This is a genomic window from Pseudomonas sp. TE3552 (assembly GCF_056278945.1).
On sequence record NZ_JBWBQJ010000001.1, the window covers coordinates 2,402,020 to 2,427,156 of the forward strand.

A 25,137-nucleotide genomic window follows, 5' to 3' on the forward strand; every position below is an offset into this window, starting at 1 on the left:
TGCGCTGATAGAGCCTGTCGATCACTTCGTCAGCCAAAGCGATTGGACAGGATCCCCCCATGCCCCTAGGCTGAAATCGCTGCGAAAGCATCACTCTCTCTATAAAGCCCCTGTCCATGATTGTGCGTCCCAAGCCGAATCTGATCGGCATGCTGTTTTCCCTTAAAGGCTCGATTGCCAAGCGCATTGCCTTGCGCAGTTTGTTGGTGACCCTGCTGGCGTCAGTGATCGTGTTGGTGGAGACCAGGCACCCGGCCTATTTCTCCGGGGTCAACGTCACGCCGTTCACCCTGCTGGGGCTGTCGTTGTCGATCTTCATGAGCTTTCGTAACAACGCCTGCTACGACCGCTGGTGGGAGGGCCGCAAGCATCTGGGGCAACTGATCATCGAAGTACGCTCGTTGATTCGCGAAACCCAAGGGCTGATGGCTGCAGCCGAACGTGAACTTGTGCTACGTGAACTCTGCGGTTTCGCCCATGGCTTGATCGCCCGCCTGCGCTTTGAAAACGAGATGACCGCGATCAAACCATGGACGCAGGAAGCCGTGGACGCGGGGCATCCGAACATCACTGACGCGCTCTTGCAGCGAATCGGCGCTCGGTTTTCGACGCTCGCCGAACACGGCCAGATCAGCGAATGGCGCTATACCCACCTGGAAACACGATTGGTCAGCCTCAGCCAGGTCCAGGCCAGTTGCGAGCGAATCAAAAGCACACCACTGCCCTTCCCTTACACCTTATTACTCCACCGTACCATTTACCTGTTCTGCATCCTGTTGCCGTTTGCCATGGCCGAACCCCTTGGCTGGTTGACACCGGTGATCACCGCGATTGTCAGCTACACCTTTTTCGGCCTCGACGAAATCGGCGATGACCTGGAAGACCCTTTCGGCTTCGACGAGAACGATCTGCCGTGTAATGCGATTTTGCGCACACTGGAGCGCGAAGTGCTGGCAGCATTGGGGCAAACCGATTTGCCACCTGCCCTTGAGCCCGACGACTACGTGCTGAACTGAGTCAGGGTTTGACTCACAGCCCGGCCTGACCGAAGCTGGTGACTTTGCAAAAGCTTGCCAGCTCCCGGATTCCTGCATGCCTCAATCCCGCCGCTACCTGCTCATCAGTCTCTGCGTACTGTTTGCCCTCGCCCTCGCCTGGTTTTTCCTGCGTAGTACGACCCCCGTGGTGCCGGAGGCGATCAAGCACGGCTACAGCGAAGCGCTGGCCCAGGCGCGCGCGGGTCAGCCGGGCGCGGCACGGGTGCTTTACCAGCAATTGGGGCGCCCTGACCTGTCAGCCAAGCGCCGCGTCTGGCTGCATGCCGAACTGCCCAATTACCCAAGCCCACAAGCCCTGAAACTGGCCGACGCAGACCTGCAACATCCCTCGGCGGATGTGCGCATCGCCGCGATAAAGAGCATCAGTGGTCTGGTGCCCGGTGGGCAGCGCAGCCTGTTGCTGGGGCCCTCGCTCGATGACAGCGACCCCAGCGTCCGGTTTGCGGCGGTCAATGCCTTGTTGGGTCTGACGCCGGATGAGCTGGGGTTGTATTTCGGACCTTTGGAGCAAGCCATCGACGCCTGGGAACAGGTCCTCAAGCGTCAACCGGAAACTGCTGAGATCCAATATCAACTGGCGCGTCTGCATTTGCACAATGCCGAGCTGAAGGACGCGCAGCAGGCATTGGAGCGCACGTTACAACTGGAGCCCGGCAACCTGCCAGCACTGGTGATGCAAATCGAAGTGCTGGATAAACAGGGCCAAAGCGATGCGGCCAGGCAATTGTTGGCAAAGCAATTGAAGGCTCAGCCCGATTCGGCCTACCTGCAACATGCGTTGGGGCTGTGGTTGCTGCATCACGGGCAAAGTGAGTTCGCCCTGCTCGGGCTGTCCAAAGCCGTGGAGCTTGAACCGGACAACAAGGATTACCGCTATGACCTGGCTACCACGCTGCATGGTGAGCAAGAGCTGGAAGCGGCGCAGAACCAGCTGCAGGAAATCGTCCAGCGCCACCCGGCCGATCGCAAGGCGCGCGTGCTGTTGATCAACTATTGGAAGGAAAGCGGACAGCTGCAGAATGTACAGATCCTGCTGGCGCAGCTGGAACAGCTCAATCCGGATGATCCGGCGTTGCAGCAAGGGCTTTAGAATATAGCCAAAATTCGCTGAACCGCTGTCACAGTAGCGTCAACTTCATTCCCCGTGCGCTGGCACACCACCGGCGCACGGAGTCAGGACAACATGTCCTGCATGATCTGTTGCAACACATCCAGATCGAACGGCTTGCCCAGGATCGGCGCTTTGCGGGCGATCGGGCTGTCGGTCTCGCGAATTTCCTGCGGGTAACCGCTGATGAAGATCACCTTGAGCTCCGGTCGCAGTTTCACGGCAGGTTCGGCGATCTGCACGCCAGAAATCCCGCCAGGCAGGCGGAAGTCGGTGATCATCATGTCCAGGTGCGGCTTGCTCGCCAGAATTTCAAAGGCCTGCTCACCGTTTTCGGCTTGCAGCACCCGGTAACCCTCACCCGACAAATAAGCGGACAGCACCATCAAAATCGAAGGGTCATCCTCGACGACGAGTACTACATCTTGCGCATCTTCACTCATGGAAAACCTTTGTTCGATCAATAGCTGCTGATACGACCATTTGGTCACTCAGAGGTTGCGTTTATCCGGCTGTTTTCCTGCAACGGCAGACAAACGCGAAACAAGGCGCCTTCGCCAATCCGGCTCTCGACGGTGATGGAGCCACCATGGGCGGCGACAATCTGCTCCGAAATAAACAGTCCCAGGCCCAACCCCGCCACAACGGCCTTGGCGGAAACCCGTTCGAACTGCTGAAAAATGCGCTGCTGATCCTCTTCACCGATCCCGATACCGCGATCCTGAATCTCGAGCCGCGCTTGCCCGTCGTGATTGTACACGCGTACGTCAATCGGGCTCTTGGCGCCATAACGCAACGCATTGGTCAGCAAGTTGGAAATCACTTGTTCGATACGGAACTCATCCCAACGGCCCATCACGGGCTGGTCGGCCGTCAAGGTGATAGACGACTGCGCGGCCTCGACCTGCGGTGCAAAGTTTTGCAGGAGATTGCTCACCAGTTGCACCAGATCAAACCGGTTGGGGCGGATCGACAGTTTGCCCGTGCGGATTCGCGATACATCGAGCATCTCCTCGATCAGGCGGATCAGGCTTTTGATCTGCCGCTCGTCACGGTCGACCATGGCGTGCATCTTGTCCAGGGTGAAGGCTGCGGCGTTACCCCGGGCCAAATGCATTTTGCGCAACTGGGTTTCGAGAATCAGGCCATTGAGCGGCGTACGGACTTCGTGGGCGACGATGGACATGAAGTCATCGCGCATACTTATCGCCTGCTCCAGTTCATTCTGGGTGTTCTGCAACTGTTGGAGCAGCACCTCCTGTTCCCGGCGACTTTGCTCCAGGGCTTCGACCTGCCGCTTCATCGCCTTGCTCTGGCGATACAACTCGATGAAGACACTGACCTTGCTCTTGACCGCGTGAACATCCAATGGCTTGTACAGGAAATCCACCGCGCCGCTTTCGTAGCCCTTGAATGCGTAATCAAGTTCGCGGCCGGCCGCACTGACGAACACGATCGGGATGTTTTTGGTTTTTTCCGTGCCGCGCATCAACTCGGCCAGTTCGAAGCCGTTCATGTCGGGCATCTGCACGTCGAGAATGGCCATCGCGAATTCGTGCTGCAGCAACAGCGACAAGGCTTCATCGGCGGACAAGGCCTTGTAGACGATACGGTCCTCCCCCTGGATCAATGCCTCGAGCGCGAGGAGGTTTTCCGGCCGGTCGTCGACGATCAGCAATTTGGCCTGGATATCACTTGGCATACGATTCGTTCCAGCTCGACGAGAAGACGAGCGAGGCACCCATCACACTCGTTACCACAGAAGGCAAAGCTGCACTGTTCATGATTTGCGGTAGATCCGTTCTTGTTTGACCAACGGTTCAAACTGGTTGCCGTAGGCCGAGAAATCCAGGGTTTCCTTACTGCCCAGTGCCAGGAAACCCCGATGGCAAAGGGATTCATGAAACAAACCGAAAGCGCGATCCTGAAGTTTTTTATTGAAATAAATCAGTACATTACGGCACGAAATCAATTGGGTTTCCGAGAATACGCTGTCGGTGGCCAGGCTGTGATCGGCAAAGGTCACGTTGTCGCACAGGGTCTTGTCGAAAATCGCGTAGCCGTACGCCGCCGTATAGTAGTCGGCGAACGAACGCTGACCACCGGCCTGCTGGTAGTTGTGAGTGTAGGCCCGGACATTCTCCATGGAGAAAATTCCCTGCCTGGCTTTATCCAGCGAACGTGGGTTGATGTCGGTGGCATAGAGGATGGTGCGATCCAGCAGGCCCTCTTCGCGCAGCAGAATCGCCATCGAATAGACCTCTTCGCCGGTGCTGCAACCGGCAATCCAGACCTTGATCGACGGATAGGTCTTGAGCAGTGGCACCACTTCCTGGCGCAGCGCCATGAAATGCGAAGGGTCGCGAAACATTTCGCTGACCGGGATCGTCAGCAATTGCAGCAACTGCATGAACGCAGTCGGATCGTGCAGGACCTTCTCTTGCAACGCCGAAATGGTGTTGCACTCAAACTGGCTCAAGGCGTGATTGACCCGGCGCTTGATCGATGCGCCGGAGTAATCGCGAAAATCGTAGCTGTACTTGAGGTAGATCGCCTCTATCAACAAGCGCAATTCGATTTCGATATTGCCCACTCACATTCGCTCCATCTGCGGTAACCACACACGAATCAGCGAGAACAGGCGATCCAGGTCGATGGGCTTGGCCAGGTAGTCGTTGGAACCGGCCTGCAAGCAGCGCTCCTGATCGTCCTTCATGGCCTTGGCCGTCACCGCAATGATCGGCAGCTTGTGCCAGCGCGGATCCTTGCGGATCTCGAGGGTGGCTTCGAAACCGTCCATCTCCGGCATCATCACGTCCATCAGCACCAGGTCGATGTCTTCGACTTCATGCAATCGCTCAATCGCTTCACGGCCATTACGACCAATGACCACGATAGCGCCTTTTTGCTCCAGTGCACTGGTGAGGGCAAAGATGTTGCGTACATCGTCATCCACCAGCAGCACTTTGCGCCCCTCGAACACCTTGTCCCGGCTGCGGGCAGTCTTGAGCATCGTCTGGCGCTCATGGGACAAACGGGATTCGACCTGGTGCAGAAAGAGTGTCACTTCATCCAGCAACCGCTCGGGCGACCGCGCGCCCTTGATGATGATCGAACGCGAATACTTGCGCAGCTCGGCCTCTTCGTCCCGGGTCAGGTTACGCCCGGTATAGACGATCACCGGCGGGAACGAGCAGATATCCTCGGTGGACATGCGCTTGAGCAAGTCGTTGCCGAGCATGTCCGGCAGCTTCAAGTCGATGATCATGCAATCGAAAATCGTGCTGCGCAGCAGCTCGAGTGCGTCCTGAGCCAGGCCGACAGCGGTGATTTCGATGTCCTCGTCGCCAATCAGTCGGGCGATGCTATCGCGCTGCACATCATCGTCTTCGACCAGCAATATGCGTTTGACCTTCTGCGTCAGCTTGGCTTCGAGGCGAGCAAACACACCCTTGAGTTCCTCACGCGTGGTCGGCTTGACCGCGTAACCGATGGCCCCCATGTGCATCGCGGCCTCGACACGGTCTTCGACCGAAATCACATGCACCGGGATGTGCCGGGTTTCGGCATGTTCTTTCAAACGCTGCAGCACCGTCAGCCCGGAATGATCCGGCAGGCGCATGTCCAGCAGGATTGCATCGGGGATGAACTGCCTGGCCAGGTCGTAGCCTTCGTCGGCACCGTGGGCCACCAGGCACTGATAACCCAGTTCATGCGCCAGGTCGTAGAGAATGCGCGCAAAATCCGGCTCATCCTCCACCACCAGAATACAGCGAGTGGCGAACGGAACCTTGTGGCGATCATCGTCGAAACGCGGGATGTCGACCTCGACAATTGGCGGCACTGGCGCGGCAACCACGGCGGTTTTCGGTGTTGCAACCGGCTTGGTTTTCATCGTCTCGACAGCCGCGTCGCCCGGCTCGACGTACTGCAGCGGCAAGATCAGGGTGAACTCGCTGCCCTGCCCAGGCGTGCTGGTCAAGCTGATCGAGCCACCCAGCAACGTGGCCAGATCACGAGAAATCGACAAGCCCAGGCCGGTACCGCCGTATCGACGATTAATGGCGCCATCAGCCTGACGGAAGGCTTCGAAAATGCTTTGCTGCTGATCCGGCGCAATGCCGATGCCGGAATCACGGATGATAAAGGCAATGCCCTCGCCCGGCTGAGCCGCGACAATCAGGCTGACGGAGCCCTTTTCGGTGAATTTAACCGCGTTGGACAGCAGGTTCTTGATGACTTGCTCCAGGCGCTGGCGGTCGGTGAACAGCATCAGCGGCGCATCGGCCTGCAACTGGATCTGGAAATCCAGGTTCTTGTCCGCCGCCAATGGCTGGAACATTCCCCGCAAGCCTTCCACCAGCCGCGCGACGCTGGTGTTCTCCGGACGCACTTCAAGCTTGCCGGCCTCGACCTTGGAAATGTCGAGAATATCGTTGATCAGGTTGAGCAAGTCGTTGCCGGCGCAGTAGATCGACTCAGCGAACATGACCTGTTCGGCGCTGAGGTTCTGCTGTGGATTTTCCGCCAACAGCTTGGCCAGAATCAGCGAACTGTTCAACGGCGTGCGCAGCTCATGGGACATGTTGGCGAGGAATTCGGATTTGTACTTGCTTGAACGCTGCAACTCTTCGGCACGCGCTTCGAGTTCGATCCGGGCCTGATTCAGTTCAGTATTCTTCAGGTCCATGGCGTCACGTTGCTCAGCCAGGATTTGCGCCTGCTCGGCCAGTTGTTCGTTGGTTTGCTCCAGTTCGACCTGCTGGGTCTCCAGGATAGCCTGGGACTCCTTGAGAATCTGCGACTGCTCTTCCAGCTCTTCGTTGGTGGTCTTGAGTTCTTCTTGCTGAACCTGCAACTCTTCGTTGAGCTGCTGGGTTTCGGCCAGCACTTCCTGCAAGCGCTGGCGATAGCGAGCGGCTTCGATCGAGGTGCCAATGTTGCCGGCAATCAGTTCAAGCAGTTCGATGTCACGATCGGTCAGTGCTCGCAGAAAACCCAGCTCGATCACACCGTTGACTCGATCGTCGTCGCTGGTCGGAACCACCAGCACACTGTGTGGCAAACCTTCACCCAGGCCGGAGCTGACCTTGAAGTAGTCGCCCGGCACGTCGTCAAGACGGATCAAGCGCGCCTGTTGCGCCGCTTGGCCAACAATCCCTTCACCATTGTAAATCTGCTGTTCAAGCGCTTCCTGTTCCCGGGATAAACCATAAGACGCGATGCGCTTCAGGCCACCATGTTCCTCACGGACATAGATTGCCGCGACGGCAGTCCCCAGGTATTGCGCGCAGAACTGCAGAATATTGCGGCCCAACAGATTGAGGGATAACTGCCCCAGGACTTGCTCGGCCAGTTCGGTCTGGCCGTTGCGCAACCAGGCCTGCTGTTCCAGACGCCGGGCACTGGCCTGTTGCGCGGCGAGGTTGGCGCTGTAGCTTCGGGAAAGGTTGAGCAGATCCCGGCGGCCAACGTAGGCCAGCAATCCGCTGATACCGGCCACGAACAACAGATAAAGGGCGATGCTCCAGATCGTGGTAAGGCGCACTTCTTCGTTGCGCGAGGCACGCAGCTGCTGCTCCATGTCGATCACGTCTTCGAACTGCTTGCGGATCTCATCGGTCAATCGCTTGCCGCGCCCGGCCTTGATGGCGCTGCGGTAATCGCCGCTTGCGCGCTGCAAATCGATCATCGATTGCGCGAAATTGGCCCATTCCGTCTGCAACGCCTGGAGCCGGTGCAGACGCTCGGTCTGGATCGGGTTGTCGGTGGTCAGTTCGAGCAAGGTGTCGAGGGCGACTGCTACTTTTGGCTTGGCCGTCTCATAGGGTTCAAGAAAATGCTCGTCGCCGCTGAGCAGAAAGCCGCGCATTCCGGTTTCCAGATCGACGGTCAGTTTTATTGCTTCATTGGCATTATTGATCACCCGGTCGGTGTGCTGGACCCACTGGATCACCGACAGCAAATAGGTGATCAGCGACACGAAAAAAACCGCACTGATGACGCCAACCCCCAGCGGCAGGCTGACGTTGCGGCTCAGGAGTTTGCGGAATCGTTGCTCATCCACCGAAGACGCAGAGGTCATGGGAAGCCTTGTCGAACTGTCGAAATCCATCGAGTCTGCCCCAAAACTGTCGGTCGGATCCAATTTTCTGACACCTTGCGGAGCAAAATTGTGCATTTAGCTGCTCTGGCGCAAAGGAGCGGTTATTCTGTGCGGCTCTTGTGCGGCTATTGTTTTTGGTAACGCCTTGGGAGCTTGTCGTGGGCCGCCCCTTTTCAGGCAAGCCCCGGCGGTTTCGATCGACCGGCAACCGCCAATTCATCTTTTGAGAGCCCACTATGCCCACCAACGCATCCACCATTCTAGTCGTCGAAGACGATGCCATCGTACGCACGCTGATCGTCGATGTGTTGGAAGAACTGGAATTCCGGGTGCTGGCGGCCGATGGCTGTGAAATGGCCCTGGAGTTCATCAACGATGAAGACCAGGACATCGACTTGATGATGACTGATGTGGGGCTGCCAGTCATGGACGGTCGCGAATTGGCCAGACAGGCGCGCATGCTGCGTCCCGAGTTACCGATTCTGTTCGCCAGCGGCTATGCCGAAAGCATCGAGGTACCTGCCAACATGCAAGTCATCGGCAAGCCATTCTCCATCGATCAGTTGCGGGACAAGGTCAAGGGTATTTTGTCGCCTGGCCAATAACGCGACTCAAGCACTCGGGCGTTTGCGTTTAGCCTCCTGCCGCTCTCGGAAAGCGATGATGTCATTGGCATCCACTTTAACCGGTAGTCGTGCTGGCGTCGGAGTAGTGTCTGGCACAGGCGGCACTGCTTCCTGCTCGGCCACCGCCTCGTTACCAAAATCGACGCCAGCAAGTCCGTTGATATCAGTCAGCGGCTGGCGGAATTTATTTCCCACGTCTCGACCACTGCCTTTCAATGGATTGACCTCACTCGCCATCAGCGCTCGATTGATCGCTTTGGGGTTGGGAATGAACTTTCCGGTCTTGTCATAGGCGCCGAGAATCAAGGCAGGCGGTAGATCGACGGCATAGTTGATTTCCAAAGGCGGCAGTTGTTTCAACCCGGAGTTTGGGCGAAACGCTAGTTCGGTATTGGCATACAAATGGAATCCCTCCAACTGACGAGCATCGACGAAATAGGTGTAGCCGCCTTTTTGGCCACCATAGACAAAGGCACCTGCGCCGTCTTTCTTGTAAAAAGCCGACGTAGAAATCCCGGCGCCATCAAGAGCGAGCGCATCGTGAGCACCTCCATAGCCACCTTTGAAGCCGTTGACCTGATTGAGATCCCTGATTGGCGTGCGTTGGGTAAACCCTTTTTCAAAGATTACCTTCGTGTCGCGCATGTCCCCGCGGAACACGAAACCTTGATAGACAAAACCTTTTTCCGGCCCTGAAAGTCTCACCACCTGTGAGTTCGTCGCAAGGGACTGCGCCACATTAGGCCCGCCCGCCAACTCTGACAGGTAGCCTGCGACAAGCACCCCCTTGCCTGCATCCGGTATTTCTTTGCCAGCAGTACTCGCCAGTTGATGGCTGATGCTGCCTGCGGGTCTGCGCACCAACGAGGGTCTATTGCTGCGCTTGAGCGTTTCGAGCACTCGGCGGCTGATGTTTTTCCTGGCCACGATGGAAAGCGCTTTACCCAAAAGCTTTTCCGCAATGGGGCCGGCGAGTTCAGACAAAACTCCGATCGCTGCGTTGATCCTCAAACGTTCCGCCTCGGAAGGGTCATCGGAGATTTCGGCACGGATCAGATCAGTTGCCGATGCCCCAATTCCCAACAGAAAGGGAATCAGCATACGAATCGGTGCAGACACCAAGGCCGCCGTTCCTCCGGTAGGGATCGAAACCGCGAACGCAATGCATTGCAGCAGATACCCGGCGACTTCCAACGCAATATCGGTCATACGCTCGGCGTGGGTTGATACCAATGTATCGATGTCCGCCAACGCTCGCTCGATCTGCCGGTCGAAAAGGTCTTTGCCAATGTCAGTGCTGGATCGAAATACAATCTCTCGATAGTTTGGGCGCGTCGCGAACGGGGGAAACTCCATTCCCCGATATTTGAAATCACGGACGTAAGGTTTTTGTTGCGCGCTCAATGGAACACGCTTCAGCAGACGCTTTTGCAGTTCCGGATGGTTTTCCAGAAACCTTCCGCGCTCGTCATGCCCGGCGGGAAATTCGATGGCCGCACTGTCTTCGCCCAGAAAAAACAACACGCCGCGATCCAGATTGCTGCGCCCGATAAACACGGCGTTATCGACCTCAAGATCCGGGTCGCTGTGCAAGTTAAGAAGGCGCGCAGGGATCAAGCCTTTGAGATACTCAAAGGCAATCATCCTGTCTTCCATTGAGCGAGCGTCACTCTTGATGAACTCTACGACCAGTTTGTTGAGTTCGGCTTTTTTTAGCAGTCGCCCAAAAGCGTGCGCCGCAGGATGCTGTAAGCTTTCGGCAACATACTTTTTGAAGTCAGCCTGATAGTCGGCCCCCTCCAACGTCTTTACAAGCTTGGCAGGATAATAGGAAGGCCATTGTATTTCAGAGTACCCTCTGTCTTTCAGCACACGATAATGATAGCCGGTGCATAGTTCTGCCAATGTAAATATTCGCTCCTTCCAGTTGGCGGGATCCTTTTCGGCTTTAAGCATGTCACTGCGATTAGGTTGTTTAACCTCTATATATTTAATCGTCACTTTTGAATCATGCCTTATCCGCGACCTGTTTTTTTCGTCAGGCACTAGCGCTTGCACAGCCTCATCAATGCGATCACGAATAAAATAGGCAGGATCAAAGCTGGCGGGGTCAGCGACGACCGAACAGCCATGCAATATTTCATCACTCAGTTCTTTCACATTAACACCATCGACATCGCTGTCATCGATCGAACTGATTTCGAATGTTCTGGTTTTCGCCATTGGCACAGGCTCTTCCTCCTCCACATCACTTAGGGGGTCCAGCAGCCATAGAAGCGAGTATTGATCTTCGGCATTATCGTAAATACCAGGCAACTCCATTTTCATAACGTATTCCTGCGAGCAGCAACAAAGCACGAACTGCACTTTTCCATTACTGCAAGCCAGGCACAAGCGTAATCATCCCCAACCAAACAACAAACCGTAGATATGTTATTAATATTTACAACGCAACCAAAAACCTTAGTTATATTTTCCGACCTGCATGCAATGACAGTAAAGAACGTTACTGTTCGCAACCGGCGACAGCGGCTCGGCATGGCCAGGCGAGAGGTGAACTCTGGGCTATCCAAGAATAATGAACAGCCCCTTGTCATTGGTCGCTTGAAAAATTCACACCGTCGTGTGATTCCACGCAGGAATAAAATTACCCAGCGCTGTGGTTTAATTGCGCCCTTTTCGCCCTATCGCTTGCCGCAAAGGATCCACTTTCATGCCCCCCCCGCCCATCACCAAAGTCCTAGTCATCGGTTACGTCTGGCCCGAGCCCCGCTCTTCTGCGGCCAGTGGGCATGTGATGCAAATTCTCGATATGTTCCTGCAGCAAGGCTGGGACATCACCTTCAGCAGCCCGGCCGGCACCGGTGAGCACCGTGCGGACCTGACCGCGTTGGACATCCGCGAAGTGCCGATCGAGTTAAATAACAGCAGTTTCGACACCTTTGTCAGTGAACTGGCACCGGATATCGTGTTGTTCGATCAGTTCATGATGGAAGAACAGTTCGGCTGGCGAGTAGAGAAACACTGCCCCGACGCCTTGCGCGTGCTGGAGACCTCCGACCTGCAAAGCCTGCGACATGCCCGGCATCAGCGACTCAAGGAGCGCTTGAAGGCCAGTGATGACGCCAATGATTTCAGTGAGTTGTTCGCCCCTGCATTGCGCGAAGAGTTCGAGCTCATGGCCGATACCGATCTGGCAAAACGGGAGATCGCCGCGCTGTATCGCTGCGACTTGAACCTGATGATCTCCGAAGTGGAGATTGAATTGCTGGTCGAGCAGTTCGGGTTACCACAACAACTGCTGCACTGGTGCCCGTTGATGGTCGAACCGCTGACCACAGCATCGCCAGCCTTTGAAGACCGTGCGCATTTCCTCAGTATCGGTAACTTCCGTCACGCGCCCAACTGGGACGCCGTGCTCTGGATGAAAACCACGATCTGGCCGCTGATCCGTGCGCAGCTCCCAGAGGCGCAACTGCATATCTATGGTGCCTATACGCCGCCCAAAGCCACCGCCTTACATAATGCGGCCCAAGGGTTTCATGTGATGAACTGGGCAGAAGATGCATTGCAAGTCATGTCCGCGGCGCGGGTATGCCTGGCGCCGTTACGCTTTGGTGCGGGTATCAAAGGCAAGATTGTCGACGCCATGCTGTGTGGCACGCCCAATGTCACCACCCCGATTGGCGCAGAAGCGATGCACCGCGAACAGCCGTGGCCGGGCGCCGTGACCCGGACCGCGCGCGAGCTCGCCGATTGTGCGGTTCGTCTTTATAAAGACAAAGACCTCTGGATGAGCGCCCAATCCCATGGGCAGACGTTATTAGCGGATCGCTATCAGCCGGCAGTACATGGCCCGGCGCTGATCGAGAAGTTGTTGTATTGCCAGCAACACCTGGCACAACTTAGAAGGGATAACTTCACCGGCAGCATGTTGCGCCATCATCAACATAAAAGCACTCAGTATATGGCGCAGTGGATCGAGGCAAAGAACCGAAATCAATAACCAGGCTTTCAACCGCCTTCAACTAACGAACATCTAAACCACATACCTTGCATCAATCCAACGATTGGCCACTGACACTTTCATCGATATAAATACGGGCAAGCCACCCCTAAAAAACATCAATAACCAAGAGGTGGTTTTTCTATTAATCGATGCAAGGATGCACTAATGAACAACGATACTCTGGATAGTTACGCACTCAATAACTGGATGACCGCCACCAAGGCTCTCGATACATTATCGCTCTGCGAATTGACTCTTCCAGGCGCCCACAACGCGGGCTGCGACTGGAAAGCCTCTTATGCACTTATTCCTGGTGCCCACTGGCTGGCGTGCCAGCACGACTCGTTTTATGCCCAACTGAACAACGGCGCACGGGCTCTGGATATTCGATTGGATTTTATCTTCGGCGAACCGGGGCTTGGCAAATTTCGTGTTCAGCACAACGGTTACCGCTCTTCCCGTACCTTGGGAAACCTTGTTACAGACGTGGATCTTTTTCTTCGGGAAAACCCAGACGAGTTTATTATCCTGGACTTCCACGAACTTAAGGGCAGCAGCCAACAACCCTTTGACTATCATTTTTTCAACGCGATGATGCTCAGATTTCTCGGCGAAAGAATGATTCCTTCCAACAACTTGCACCTTAGCCTCGGTCAACTCAGGAAAATCAGCAACGTCCAAAGAGTCCTGGTCGCTGCCGAAGGGTACTGGGCGCTTGATCGAACCTGGTTTTGCAAAAAAATCGAGCACAAATGGACTGGTATCAATACAACGAGTGTCGCTGAACTGGAAAAACACATCATTGAAGTTCTGAAAAACCCGCCAGGCACATGGGCGCCATGGTCGCTTTCCGCAACGAGTTACAGTGCTCTCGGTGGTCCTGTCGACATCAAAGGACATCTCAATTGGTGGTTCGATCTCGCCAAACGCGATTGGGCTACCCAATGCAACATAATCAATGTCGATTTCATTGAAGAGTCAAAAATAGTTTCTTATTGCCGAGCCGCGAGCTTGATAAAAGCGAACAATAAAATCAAATAGTCCCACCCCAACGCGCCATCAGTTAGCTATATTTGTAAAGATATTTCTATCGCTGGCAATACTGCCGAGCACTCCTATGCTGGTTTCTGAACTTGCCTTTATGACAACCTGACAATCCGGACGCGGCCCTTCGCCGCCTCGCTGGCGCAGTGAGCCTGGAAAGAGGCATGATCAACGGTCGATAACAATAAAAGTGCCCTGACATGAGCCGACCAGCCAGAGTTACCGATCCTTCCTACGAATTGATGGACGACCATAACGGGTTGTCCATCATCTATCGCCAGCACGGATTCCCCTGCCCTCTGGTGCGCTGGCATTTCCACAAGGAATACGAACTGCACCTGATCGTCGCCAGCTCCGGCAAAGTGTTCATCGGTGACTACATCGGTAACTTCTACCCGGAAACGCTGTTCCTGACCGGCCCCAACCTGCCCCACAACTGGATCAGCCAGGTGGCCGAAGACGAAGTGGTGCCCAAACGCGACATGCTGGTCAATTTCACTGACGAACTGTTCGAAAGCGGCCATCAGGTGTTCGCCGAGCTCAAGACGCTTGCACCCTTGCTGGAGCGCGCGCAGTACGGCATCGAGTTTCGCTGCAAGCGCACGATCCGCCAGGCCATGACCTTGATGCAGCGCATCGCTGATACCAAGGGCATGACCCGGCTCGGGCATTTTTTCATTCTGCTGGAGTTGCTGGCGGCATCCGATGACTATCAGTTGCTGTCCGGTGCCACGACGCCGCAATTGGCCGATGAACACAACATCGACCGTACCAACCGGGCGGTGGATTACATCTTTGCCCATTACGCCCGGGAACTGCCGCTCGAAGAAGTCGCCGAGCACCTGGGGCTGACGCCGACCTACTTCAGCCGGGTATTCAAACAAGCCACCGGGCGCTGCTTCATCGAATTCGTCAATCGCCTGCGCATCAGTAAATCCTGCGAGTTGCTGGCCGATGGCGATAAAACCGTGACCGATGTGTGTTTCGAGTCCGGCTTCAATAATATCTCCAACTTCAACCGGCGTTTTCAGCAGCTAAAGGGCATGACGCCGTCGCATTATCGACGGTTGGCGGTGCAGCGTTTGACTGAGCAAAATCAGCACTAACTTATCCTGAACCATGAATCCTTGTAGCAGCTGCCGAAGGCTGCGTTCGGCTGCGTAGCAGTCGCAAACCGGATCACCCCAACCCGTCTGAACCACCGCATGTTTCCGGCCCGGCGAGGGCTTCGCCCTCGAACGCAGCCTTCGGCAGCTGCTACGGAGCAGCCATGCAGCGAAGCCGACCCATGACTTTCCAAGTGCAAAAAAGTATCGATCACAGTGCGATGGATGATTTGTCACTCCATCAATTGAACGTTGTAATCAGTGCACATTCTTCCTGAGCAGGAAGACACAAAAACAATAACCATCCTTCTGTAACCCACCGGGTGCAGAAAAGGAGTGCACGATGCAACCTTCTGCAAAAGCTCTGCTTGCCCTCACCTGCATGACCCTCAGCAGCGTCAGCCTCGGCGCCCAGACCCTGACCATCGCCACCGTCAACAATAGCGACATGATCCGCATGCAAAAACTCTCGAAAACCTTCGAGGCCGAGCATCCAGACATCAAGCTCAATTGGGTGGTGCTCGAAGAGAACGTGCTGCGCCAACGCCTGACCACCGACATCGCCACCCAGGGCGGACAGTTCGATGTGCTGACCATCGGCATGTACGAAGCTGCACTCTGGGGCGCCAAGGGTTGGCTGGAACCGATGAAAGACTTGCCGGCCAGCTACGCCCTCGACGACGTGTTCCCATCGGTGCGTGAAGGCCTTTCGGTCAAGGGTACGCTCTATGCCCTGCCGTTCTACGCTGAAAGCTCCATTACCTATTATCGCACCGACCTGTTCAAGGACGCCGGGCTGACCATGCCCGAACGCCCGACCTGGACTCAGATCAGCGAATTTGCCGGCAAACTCACCAATAAAGACAAAGAACAGTACGGCATCTGCCTGCGCGGCAAGGCCGGCTGGGGCGAGAACATGGCGCTGATCACCACCGTCGCCAATGCTTACGGCGCACGTTGGTTCGATGAGCAGTGGAAACCGGAATTCAGCGGCCCCGAGTGGAAAAACGCGTTGAATTTCTACGTCGATACCATGAAGAAGTCTGGCCCGCCGGGCGCTTCGAGTAACGGCTTCAACGAAAACCTGGCGCTGTTTAACAGCGGCAAATGTGCGATCTGGGTCGATGCCAGCGTCGCCGGCTCGTTCGTCACCGACAAGACCCAAAGCAAGGTCAGCGATCACGTCGGCTTCACTTACGCACCGCATGAAGCCACCGACAAAGGTTCAGCGTGGATGTATTCCTGGGCACTGGCGATTCCGACCAGTTCCAAGGCCAAAGATGCAGCGAAAATCTTCAGCGCCTGGGCCACCTCCAAGGAATACGGCGCGCTGGTCGCGGAAAAAGATGGCATCGCCAACGTGCCGCCAGGCACCCGGGCCTCGACCTACACCGAGGCTTATATGAACGCCGCGCCGTTCGCCAAGGTGACGCTTGAATCGCTCAAGGCAGCCGACCCGAGCAAACCGAGCGCCAAACCGGTGCCGTACATCGGTATCCAGTTGGTGACCATTCCTGAGTTCCAGGCCGTGGGCACCCAGGTCGGCAAACTGTTCTCGGCGGCGCTGATCGGCCAGACCACGGTCGACCAAGCCCTTACCGCCGCCCAGTCAACCACCGAACGTGAGATGAAGCGCGCCGGTTACCCAAAAATAACCGCGCAATAACAACTGCGGGTGCGGGCTGGTGTGGCGAGGGGGCTTGCCCCCGTTCGGCTGCGCAGCAGTCGCAAAGCTTTGGGGGCGCTTCGCGACCCAACGGGGGCAAGCCCCCTCGCCACAAAGTCTGTTCCCGCATTGGATCTTCATTTGTCTGTTCTTAATCGGTTTTAACGCCATGAATATTTCAACTGTCAAAGCTCACATGGACATTCCCCAACCGCTGCGTAAAAGCCGGTTGACCAACCCCGGCTGGTTTCTGGTCAGCCCTTCGGTAGCGTTGTTGCTGCTGTGGATGATCGTGCCGCTGGGCATGACCGTTTATTTCTCGCTGATCCGCTACAACCTGCTTTATCCCGGTGAAAACGAGTTCGTCGGACTGGAGAACTTCAGCTACTTTCTGAGCGACTCGGGTTTCCTGCCCGGCGCCACCAACACCCTGTTGCTGGTGGGCAGCGTGTTGCTGATCAGCGTGGTGTTCGGCGTGTTGATCAGTGCATTGCTGGAGGCCAGTGAGTTTCTCGGTCGCGGCATCGTGCGGGTGATGTTGATCTCGCCGTTCTTCATCATGCCCACCGTCGGCGCACTGATCTGGAAAAACCTGATCTTTCACCCGGTGTCGGGGATTCTCGCCTACATCTGGAAACTGTTCGGCGCGCAACCGGTGGACTGGCTGGCCCACTACCCGCTGCTGTCGATCATCATCATTGTGTCCTGGCAATGGCTGCCCTTCGCGATCCTGATCCTGATGACCGCCATGCAGTCCCTCGACCAGGAACAGAAAGAAGCCGCGCGCCTGGACGGTGCCGGTCCGGTCGCAATTTTCTGGCACCTGACCCTGCCGCACCTGGCCCGGCCGATTGCCGTGGTGGTGATGATCGAAACCATCTTTCTGCTCTCGGTATTCGCCGAAATCTTTACCACCACCAACGGTGGCCCCGGCTATGCCTCGACCAACCTCGCCTACCTGATCTACAACCAGGCGCTGGTGCAGTTCGACGTCGGCATGGCGTCTGCCGGTGGTTTGATCGCGGTGGTGATTGCCAACATCGCGGCCATCGTGCTGGTGCGCATGATCGGCAAAAACCTGACAGACAAAGCCTGAGGCCCGCGCCATGACTCTTCAACAATCCCGTCGCCTGCAAAGCCTGCTGCTCGGCACCTTGGCCTGGGCCATTGCAATCCTGATCTTCTTCCCGATTTTCTGGATGGTGCTGACCAGTTTCAAAACCGAAATCGACGCGTTCGCCACGCCGCCGCAGTTCATCTTCACGCCGACGCTGGAGAACTATCTGCACATTAATGAGCGCAGCGATTACTTCAGCTTTGCCTGGAACTCGGTGGTGATTTCCTTCAGCGCCACGGCGCTGTGCCTGCTGATCGCGGTGCCGGCGGCCTATTCGATGGCGTTCTATGAAACCCAGCACACCAAACGCACGCTGCTGTGGATGCTCTCGACCAAGATGCTGCCGCCAGTGGGCGTGCTTATGCCCATCTACCTGCTGGCCAAAAGCTTTGGCCTGCTGGATACGCGGATCGCGCTGATCGTGATTTATACCCTGATCAACCTGCCGATCGTGGTCTGGATGATTTACACCTACTTCAAAGACATCCCCAAGGACATCCTCGAAGCCGCACGCCTAGACGGTGCAACCCTGTGGCAGGAAATGGTCCGGGTGCTGCTGCCGATCGCCAAGGGCGGCCTGGCTTCCACGGTTTTGCTGTCGCTGATCCTGTGCTGGAACGAAGCGTTCTGGTCGCTGAACCTGACCTCGTCCCAGGCCGCGCCACTAACCGCATTGATCGCCTCGTACTCGAGCCCCGAAGGTCTGTTCTGGGCCAAGTTGTCGGCGGTATCGACCCTGGCCTGTGCGCCGATCCTGATCTTCGGCTGGATCAGCCAGAAACAATTGGTCCGCGGCCTGTCGTTCGGCGCCGTGAAATAGCCCTCAAAAAATAAGCATAAAGGAGCGCCATCATGGCCAACCTGAAAATCAAGAATCTGCAAAAAGGCTTCGAAGGTTTTTCCATCATCAAAGGCATCGACCTGGAAGTGAATGACAAGGAATTCGTGGTATTCGTCGGCCCGTCGGGTTGCGGCAAATCCACCCTGCTGCGGTTAATCGCCGGCCTTGAAGAAGTCAGTGGCGGCACCATCGAGCTCGATGGCCGCGACATCACCGAAGTCAGCCCGGCCAAGCGCGACCTGGCGATGGTGTTCCAGACCTACGCCCTCTACCCGCACATGAGCGTGCGCAAAAACATGTCGTTTGCCCTGGACCTGGCCGGTGTAGCGAAGGCCGAAGTCGAGAAGAAAGTCAGCGAGGCGGCGCGCATTCTTGAACTCGGGCCGATGCTTGAGCGCAAGCCAAAACAACTGTCTGGCGGTCAGCGTCAGCGTGTTGCGATCGGCCGCGCCATCGTGCGTAACCCGAAAATCTTCCTGTTCGACGAGCCGTTGTCCAACCTCGACGCCGCCCTGCGGGTACAGATGCGTCTGGAACTGGCGCGGCTGCACAAAGAACTGCAAGCCACGATGATTTACGTGACCCACGACCAGGTCGAAGCCATGACCCTCGCCGACAAGGTCGTCGTGCTCAATGGCGGCAAAGTCGAACAGGTCGGCTCGCCGCTGGAGCTGTATCACCAGCCAGCCAACCTGTTTGTCGCCGGTTTTCTCGGCACACCGAAAATGGGCTTCCTCAAAGGCAAAGTCACCCGCATCGACAGCCGCAGCTGCGAAGTGCTGCTGGACGCCGGCACCCGCATCAACTTGCCTCTGAGCGGCGTGAACCTGAGCGTCGGCGGCGCGGTGACCCTGGGCATTCGCCCGGAACACCTGGAGCTGGCGAAGCCCGGCGACTGCACGCTGCAAGTGACCGCCGATGTCAGCGAGCGCCTGGGCAGCGACACCTTCTGCCACGTCCTGACGTCTTCCGGCGAAGCCCTGACCATGCGCGTTCGCGGCGATCTGGCCAGCCGTTATGGCGAAACCCTGAGCCTGCACCTGGACGCCGAACACTGCCATTTATTCGATGCCGACGGCGTGGCGCTGACCCGTCCACTGCGCGCCGCAGCCTGACTGTCGAGAACCTGCAATGAAACTGAATAAACAGAATCTCAACCGCCTCGCCCCCGAGGTGGCCCTGCCCGCCTACACGCTGAGCGACACGCGCCAAGGCATCGCGCACATTGGCGTCGGCGGTTTCCACCGCGCGCATCAGGCGTATTACACCGACGCCTTGATGAACTTGGGCGTTGGTCTGGACTGGGCGATTTGCGGGGTCGGCCTGCGCGCCGAGGACCGCCGCGCCCGTGACGCTCTCCAAGAGCAGGATTACCTGTTCAGCCTGTTCGAACTCGGTGACACCGACGACACCGAAGTCCGGGTGATCGGTGCCATCCGCGACATGCTGCTGGCCGAAGACAGTGCCGAGGTGCTGATCGACAAACTCGCCGATCCAGACATCCGCATCGTCTCGCTGACCATCACCGAGGGCGGTTATTGCATCGATGACAGCAACGGCGAGTTCATGGCGCACCTGCCGCAGATCCAGCACGACCTGGCTCAACCGAACACGCCGAAAACCGTGTTCGGTTTCCTCTGCGCCGCACTGGCTAAGCGGCGCGCGGCCGGCACGCCTGCGTTCACGTTGATGTCTTGCGATAACCTGCCGCACAACGGCGCGGTGACCCGTAAAGCATTGCTCGCATTCGCCGCCCTGCGCGATGCCGATCTGCGGGACTGGGTCGAGCGCCATGTCAGCTTTCCCAACGCCATGGTCGACCGCATCACGCCGATGACCAGCACCGAACATCGTCTGCAACTGGCCGACCAACATGCCGTCGATGATGCCTGGCCGGTGGTCTGCGAACCGTTTGTGCAATGGGTGCTGGAAGACAAATTCGTCAACGGTCGCCCGGCCTGGGAAAAGGTTGGCGTGCAGTTCACCGACGACGTCACGCCTTACGAAGAAATGAAGATCAAGCTGCTCAACGGCAGCCATCTGGCCCTGACTTATCTGGGTTTTTTGAAGGGCTACCGCTTCGTTCACGAAACCATGAACGACCCGCTGTTCGTGCGTTACATGCGCGCCTACATGGACCTGGACGTGACGCCGCAACTGGCAGCGGTGCCGGGCATTGACCTGACCGAGTACAAAAACACCCTGGTGGCGCGCTTCTCCAATCAGGCGATTGCCGATCAGCTGGAGCGGGTGTGTTCGGACGGCTCGTCGAAGTTTCCGAAATTCACTGTGCCGACCATCAACCGCTTGATCGCCGACGGCCGCGAGACCAAACGTGCGGCGCTGGTAGTGGCGGCCTGGGCGCTGTACCTCAAAGGCGTGGATGAGAATGGCCACACCTATTCAATACCCGATCCACGGGCGGCATTCTGTCAGGCGCTGGTGGCCGATGACGCGTTGATCACTCAGCGAGTGCTGGAGGTTGAGGAGATTTTCGGCACGGCGATACCGAACTCGCCTGAATTTGTCGCTGCGTTCGAGTGGTGCTGTAACAGCTTGCGGGAGGTTGGGGTGACGCGGACCCTGGAGCGGGTGCTGGCGTAAGCCCTGCGCTGAAACTGCTGTCGCCATCGCGGGCAAGCCCGCGATGGCTGACTGACAGACACCATAAATGTTGAATGCGTACTGAAATCGACCCGACGATCCAAAGGATCATCCATGGCAAACCAACAATTATTCCTGGGCATCGACTGCGGCACCCAAGGCACCAAGGCCGTGATCCTCGACGCGCACAGCGGCCAGGTACTCGGCCAGGGCGCCGCCGCCCACAGTCTGATCAGCGGTGCCAATGGCCGTCGTGAACAAGACCCCGCCCAATGGCTGGAAGCCTTTGCCCTGGCGACTCGCCGCGCGCTGCTCGCAGCGAATGTGGACGGTCAGGCCATCCTCGGCATTGGCGTTTCCGGCCAACAACATGGCCTGGTGCTGCTTGATGATCGCGGCCAGGTACTGCGCCCGGCCAAGCTCTGGTGCGACACCGAGTCCACGTCGGAGAACGACCGCCTATTGGCCCATCTTGGCGGCGAAAAGGGCTCGCTGGAACGCCTCGGCGTGGTCATTGCGCCGGGCTACACCGTGTCCAAATTGCTCTGGACCAAAGAACAACATCCGCAAGTATTCGCCCGGATCGCTCATATTCTGCTGCCCCATGATTACCTCAACCATTGGCTCACCGGCCGCAGCTGCAGCGAATACGGCGATGCGTCAGGCACCGGTTATTTCAACGTGCGTACCCGCCAGTGGGACTTGCAACTGCTGCGCGACATCGACCCCACCGGACGCCTGCAAGCCGCGCTCCCGGAGCTGATCGATGCCCACCAGGCGGTCGGCACGATCCTGCCGGGCATCGCCGAGCAGTTGGGCATCAACCCCAAGGCGCTGGTATCCAGCGGCGGCGGCGACAACATGATGGGCGCGATCGGCACCGGCAATATAAAGCCTGGCGCGATCACCATGAGCCTCGGTTCCTCGGGGACGGTCTGCGCCTACGCCGAGCAAGCGAACGTCAGCTCCGACGCCTCTGTCGCGACGTTCTGCTCCTCCAGCGGCGGTTGGCTGCCGTTGATCTGCACGATGAACCTGACCAACGCGACCGGCGCGATTCGCGAGTTGTTCGAATTGGATATCGAAGCGTTCAACGCCTTGGTCGCGCAAGCGCCGATCGGTGCCGAAGGCGTGTGCATGCTGCCATTCCTCAATGGCGAGCGCGTTCCCGCCCTGCCCCATGCCAGCGGCAGCCTGCTGGGGTTGACGATGACCAACCTGACCCGGGCCAATCTGTGCCGCTCCGTGGTGGAAGGCACCACCTTCGGTTTGCGTTATGGGCTGGACCTGCTGCGCCAGAATGGCTTACAAAGCCTGCGCATCTGCCTGATTGGCGGCGGCTCGAAGAGCCCGTTATGGCGGCAGATCGTCGCCGACATCATGAACACACCGGTGATTTGTACCGAACAAAGCGAAGCCGCGGCCCTCGGCGCGGCGATTCAGGCAGCGTGGTGCAAGTCCTGGGCAAACGGCCACGAAGACAGCCTCGCGGATTTGTGCGAGCGCTGCGTGAAGCTCGATCTGGCCAGTGAAACCTTGCCGATTGCAGAAAATGTGCTGGCCTTTCAGCTGGCCTACGAACGCTATCAACAGCATGTCGCAACCCTTTAAAGAGCGAGAAACTATGTATTTGGTATGTGGCGAAGCGCTGTTCGATTTCTTCAGCGAAGATGATGCCAGCGGCCTGGCATCCAAAGTGAATTTCAAGGCGATTGCCGGCGGCTCGCCGTTCAACGTGGCGGTGGGTTTGCGCCGCCTGGGCGTGGATGCCGCGCTGTTTGCCGGGCTGTCGACCGATTACCTCGGCCGACGCTTGCAGCAAGTGCTGCAGGATGAAGGCGTGCGCCCGGACTATCTGGTGGACTTTGCGGCACCAACCACCTTGGCGATGGTGGCAGTCGGTGCCAATGGTTCGCCCCATTACAGCTTCCGTGGCGAAGGCTGCGCCGATCGACAGTTGAGCCTGGCGCATCTGCCGCAACTGGGCCCCGAGGTGCGCGGCTTGCACGTCGGCTCGTACTCGCTGGTGGTACAACCGATCGCCGATACCTTGCTGGCGCTGGTGCAACGGGAAAGCGGCAAACGCCTGATCAGCCTCGATCCGAACGTGCGCCTCAATCCTGAGCCAAACATTGAGCTGTGGCGTTCGCGGATTGCCACGCTGGTGGAGCTGGCCGACCTGATCAAGGTCAGCGACGAAGACTTGAGCCTGTTGTACCCCGAGCAGGATCCTCAGCACGTGATCGAAGGCTGGCTGGAGCATCGCTGCCAGTTGGTGTTCCTGACCCGTGGCGGCGAAGGCGCAACGGTGTTCAGCCGTGCCCACGGCTCGTGGTCGGTACCGGCCAGTTCGGTGAAGATTGCCGACACCGTGGGGGCTGGCGATACCTTCCAGGCGGCGCTGATTACCTGGCTGACCGAGCAGCAGCTGGATTCGGTTGACGGGTTGCAACAGCTGAGCCGTGAGCAAATTGACGCGATGATCAGGTTTGCGGTGAGCGCTGCGGCGCTGACGTGCAGCAAGACCGGGCCGGATTTGCCGTATCGGCGGCAGTTGGGCTGAAATCCGCGACCTCATGCCTTCCCATTACCGCAGGTGCTGATTTCAGGACCTGCCGGTAAAGATTAAATACTTTTTCGATATATTTTTATTTCGATTAAAAATATTGAATCAATCTTCAACCCAAATAAAAGACCAACGGATGTTGACAGCTTTATAGCCTTTAAAGTTACGAGCACTGTTATAACGCTTCCTGATTTCAGCTATTCCAAAAAACCAACTCCTTAAACTCTTCTTTCTTCAAGCAGCACTGCCACTGAACGCACCACAGATTCTTATCTTATTGAATTATATTAATAAAATAGATGAACACTACGAATTTCCGCCGAGACAATCCAGCGGCTACCGAGGTGTTGTGCATTCAATTAAAAATAACCAACCCGCTACTTGACCGCTACATACCTTCAACTAATATCCTTTCCACGCACAGCGCAGGTAAGGAAATTGCTGTGCGGCCATCCTTATACCCCACAACAGGAAAAGGAACTCCAACATGGAAAGTGTCGCTATCTCAGCTGCCCAAATTAACTGGAACGGCGGACAACGCATTACGCTCACCGCAGGAGATACAGCCACCTGTACCGCACTTAGCCCCGGCCAGCTTTATGGCATCTTTATCTACAACTCCGCTCAAAATGACAACAACTCGACTGTCTCTGTGAACTGGAGCAATAGCCAGCCCCCCGTACCGATCACGGTGCCTGGCACCACGGCCAATGCAGGCCTGGCATCATTGGGTTTTGTCTCGGGCACCGATACTCAAACCGTTTCGGTTTCACTGCCCAGCAACGCCGGTAGCTCCAAAGTCGAAATCTGGTTGGGAAGTGTCGGCATGCCGACCAATACATCGGGGCTCAGCAACTATCCACTGCCGGCCGATGGTGAGCAGCATCCGTTCAACAAGTACACTCGTTACTATGCGGTCCCCCCATCGAAATGGATGAACCTGACGATCACCAGCACCATTACACAGTTCCTCTCTTGCCAGTTCCGTGAGGCGCAGGCGACCGTGTTTGTCGTCAATGAGACGTCAAACGGTCTCCTTGCCAATCAGGTGACCAACATTGGCCCTACTGCCAGTGCGGCTGGGAGCGTCAGGATCGTTTACTCGCAGATTCAGAGCATTACCAATAATCTGCAAGGCGACGGTACACAATGGGTGTGGATGGATGCTGACAGCCCGCAAGACTCTCAGAGCGCGACCATTTCCTTGCAATCGCTTTGAGTTTCTTGGCTGAGTAATACGCAAGGCCCCACCCTGTGGGGCCTTCTTTAATTTGGTGTGACGACCA

The 25,137-nt window shown here is 57.0% G+C and carries 19 protein-coding genes; 14 read left to right on the plus strand and 5 right to left on the minus strand.

Translation table 11 applies throughout. From position 1 onward, the window contains the following. Positions 1–116: 116 nt before the first annotated feature. On the plus strand, positions 117–1,016 hold the full coding sequence (locus ACZ9BB_RS10610) for a bestrophin family protein (protein ID WP_476213728.1): 900 nt from the start codon (positions 117–119) through the stop codon (positions 1,014–1,016). Positions 1,017–1,092: 76 nt separating this feature from the next. Continuing rightward, complete coding sequence (locus ACZ9BB_RS10615) at positions 1,093–2,148, plus strand: tetratricopeptide repeat protein (RefSeq protein WP_476213729.1); 1,056 nt, start codon at positions 1,093–1,095, stop codon at positions 2,146–2,148. Positions 2,149–2,231: 83 nt separating this feature from the next. On the opposite strand, the gene ACZ9BB_RS10620 is transcribed toward ACZ9BB_RS10615, so the two are convergent. The 4 genes from ACZ9BB_RS10620 to ACZ9BB_RS10635 all read right to left on the minus strand — a co-directional run bounded on the left by ACZ9BB_RS10620 (position 2,232) and on the right by ACZ9BB_RS10635 (position 8,251). Beyond that, positions 2,232–2,609: a response regulator gene (locus ACZ9BB_RS10620; protein WP_476213730.1), complete on the minus strand. Its 378-nt coding sequence runs from the start codon at positions 2,607–2,609 to the stop codon at positions 2,232–2,234. A 44-nt stretch (positions 2,610–2,653) separates the two neighbouring features. Next, a complete protein-coding gene (locus ACZ9BB_RS10625) occupies positions 2,654–3,868 on the minus strand; it encodes a hybrid sensor histidine kinase/response regulator (protein WP_476213731.1) in 1,215 nt (404 codons plus the stop codon). Positions 3,869–3,946: 78 nt separating this feature from the next. Continuing rightward, complete coding sequence (locus ACZ9BB_RS10630) at positions 3,947–4,759, minus strand: CheR family methyltransferase (RefSeq protein WP_476213732.1); 813 nt, start codon at positions 4,757–4,759, stop codon at positions 3,947–3,949. After that, positions 4,760–8,251 (minus strand): response regulator, encoded by a 3,492-nt coding sequence (locus tag ACZ9BB_RS10635; RefSeq protein ID WP_476213733.1) that lies wholly within the window; start codon positions 8,249–8,251, stop codon positions 4,760–4,762. Between the two features lie 257 nt (positions 8,252–8,508). Between ACZ9BB_RS10635 and ACZ9BB_RS10640 the strand changes: the two genes are divergently transcribed. Then, complete coding sequence (locus ACZ9BB_RS10640) at positions 8,509–8,877, plus strand: response regulator (RefSeq protein WP_476213734.1); 369 nt, start codon at positions 8,509–8,511, stop codon at positions 8,875–8,877. Between the two features lie 6 nt (positions 8,878–8,883). On the opposite strand, the gene ACZ9BB_RS10645 is transcribed toward ACZ9BB_RS10640, so the two are convergent. Continuing rightward, positions 8,884–11,226, minus strand: coding sequence for a hypothetical protein (locus tag ACZ9BB_RS10645; protein WP_476213735.1), 2,343 nt, complete (start codon positions 11,224–11,226; stop codon positions 8,884–8,886). A 385-nt stretch (positions 11,227–11,611) separates the two neighbouring features. Here ACZ9BB_RS10645 and ACZ9BB_RS10650 point away from each other — a divergent pair, with 385 nt between their 5' ends. The 11 genes from ACZ9BB_RS10650 (at position 11,612) to ACZ9BB_RS10700 (ending at position 25,070) form a co-directional block, all read left to right on the plus strand. Beyond that, a complete protein-coding gene (locus ACZ9BB_RS10650) occupies positions 11,612–12,904 on the plus strand; it encodes a glycosyltransferase (protein ID WP_476213736.1) in 1,293 nt (430 codons plus the stop codon). Between the two features lie 168 nt (positions 12,905–13,072). After that, positions 13,073–13,948, plus strand: coding sequence for a phosphatidylinositol-specific phospholipase C domain-containing protein (locus ACZ9BB_RS10655; protein WP_476213737.1), 876 nt, complete (start codon positions 13,073–13,075; stop codon positions 13,946–13,948). 203 nt (positions 13,949–14,151) lie between these two features. After that, complete coding sequence (locus ACZ9BB_RS10660) at positions 14,152–15,057, plus strand: helix-turn-helix domain-containing protein (protein ID WP_476213738.1); 906 nt, start codon at positions 14,152–14,154, stop codon at positions 15,055–15,057. 343 nt (positions 15,058–15,400) lie between these two features. Then, positions 15,401–16,723: an ABC transporter substrate-binding protein gene (locus ACZ9BB_RS10665; protein ID WP_476213739.1), complete on the plus strand. Its 1,323-nt coding sequence runs from the start codon at positions 15,401–15,403 to the stop codon at positions 16,721–16,723. Positions 16,724–16,919: 196 nt separating this feature from the next. Beyond that, the gene (locus ACZ9BB_RS10670; protein ID WP_476218266.1) at positions 16,920–17,819 is read left to right on the plus strand and encodes a carbohydrate ABC transporter permease; all 900 of its coding nucleotides are present in this window, start codon (positions 16,920–16,922) and stop codon (positions 17,817–17,819) included. Between the two features lie 10 nt (positions 17,820–17,829). Further along, positions 17,830–18,660 carry a carbohydrate ABC transporter permease gene (locus tag ACZ9BB_RS10675; protein WP_476213740.1) on the plus strand — a complete coding sequence of 277 codons (831 nt, stop codon included), beginning with the start codon at positions 17,830–17,832 and terminating at the stop codon, positions 18,658–18,660. 32 nt (positions 18,661–18,692) lie between these two features. Then, entirely contained in the window at positions 18,693–19,796 is a 1,104-nt protein-coding gene (locus ACZ9BB_RS10680) for an ABC transporter ATP-binding protein (protein ID WP_476213741.1), read from the plus strand. A gap of 16 nt (positions 19,797–19,812) precedes the next feature. Beyond that, on the plus strand, positions 19,813–21,285 hold the full coding sequence (locus ACZ9BB_RS10685) for a mannitol dehydrogenase family protein (RefSeq protein WP_476213742.1): 1,473 nt from the start codon (positions 19,813–19,815) through the stop codon (positions 21,283–21,285). Between the two features lie 114 nt (positions 21,286–21,399). After that, positions 21,400–22,896, plus strand: coding sequence for a xylulokinase (gene xylB, locus ACZ9BB_RS10690; RefSeq protein ID WP_476213743.1), 1,497 nt, complete (start codon positions 21,400–21,402; stop codon positions 22,894–22,896). A 13-nt stretch (positions 22,897–22,909) separates the two neighbouring features. Next, positions 22,910–23,848 carry a carbohydrate kinase family protein gene (locus ACZ9BB_RS10695; protein WP_476213744.1) on the plus strand — a complete coding sequence of 313 codons (939 nt, stop codon included), beginning with the start codon at positions 22,910–22,912 and terminating at the stop codon, positions 23,846–23,848. 490 nt (positions 23,849–24,338) lie between these two features. Next, on the plus strand, positions 24,339–25,070 hold the full coding sequence (locus ACZ9BB_RS10700; RefSeq protein ID WP_476213745.1) for a hypothetical protein: 732 nt from the start codon (positions 24,339–24,341) through the stop codon (positions 25,068–25,070). Positions 25,071–25,137 lie beyond the last annotated feature (67 nt).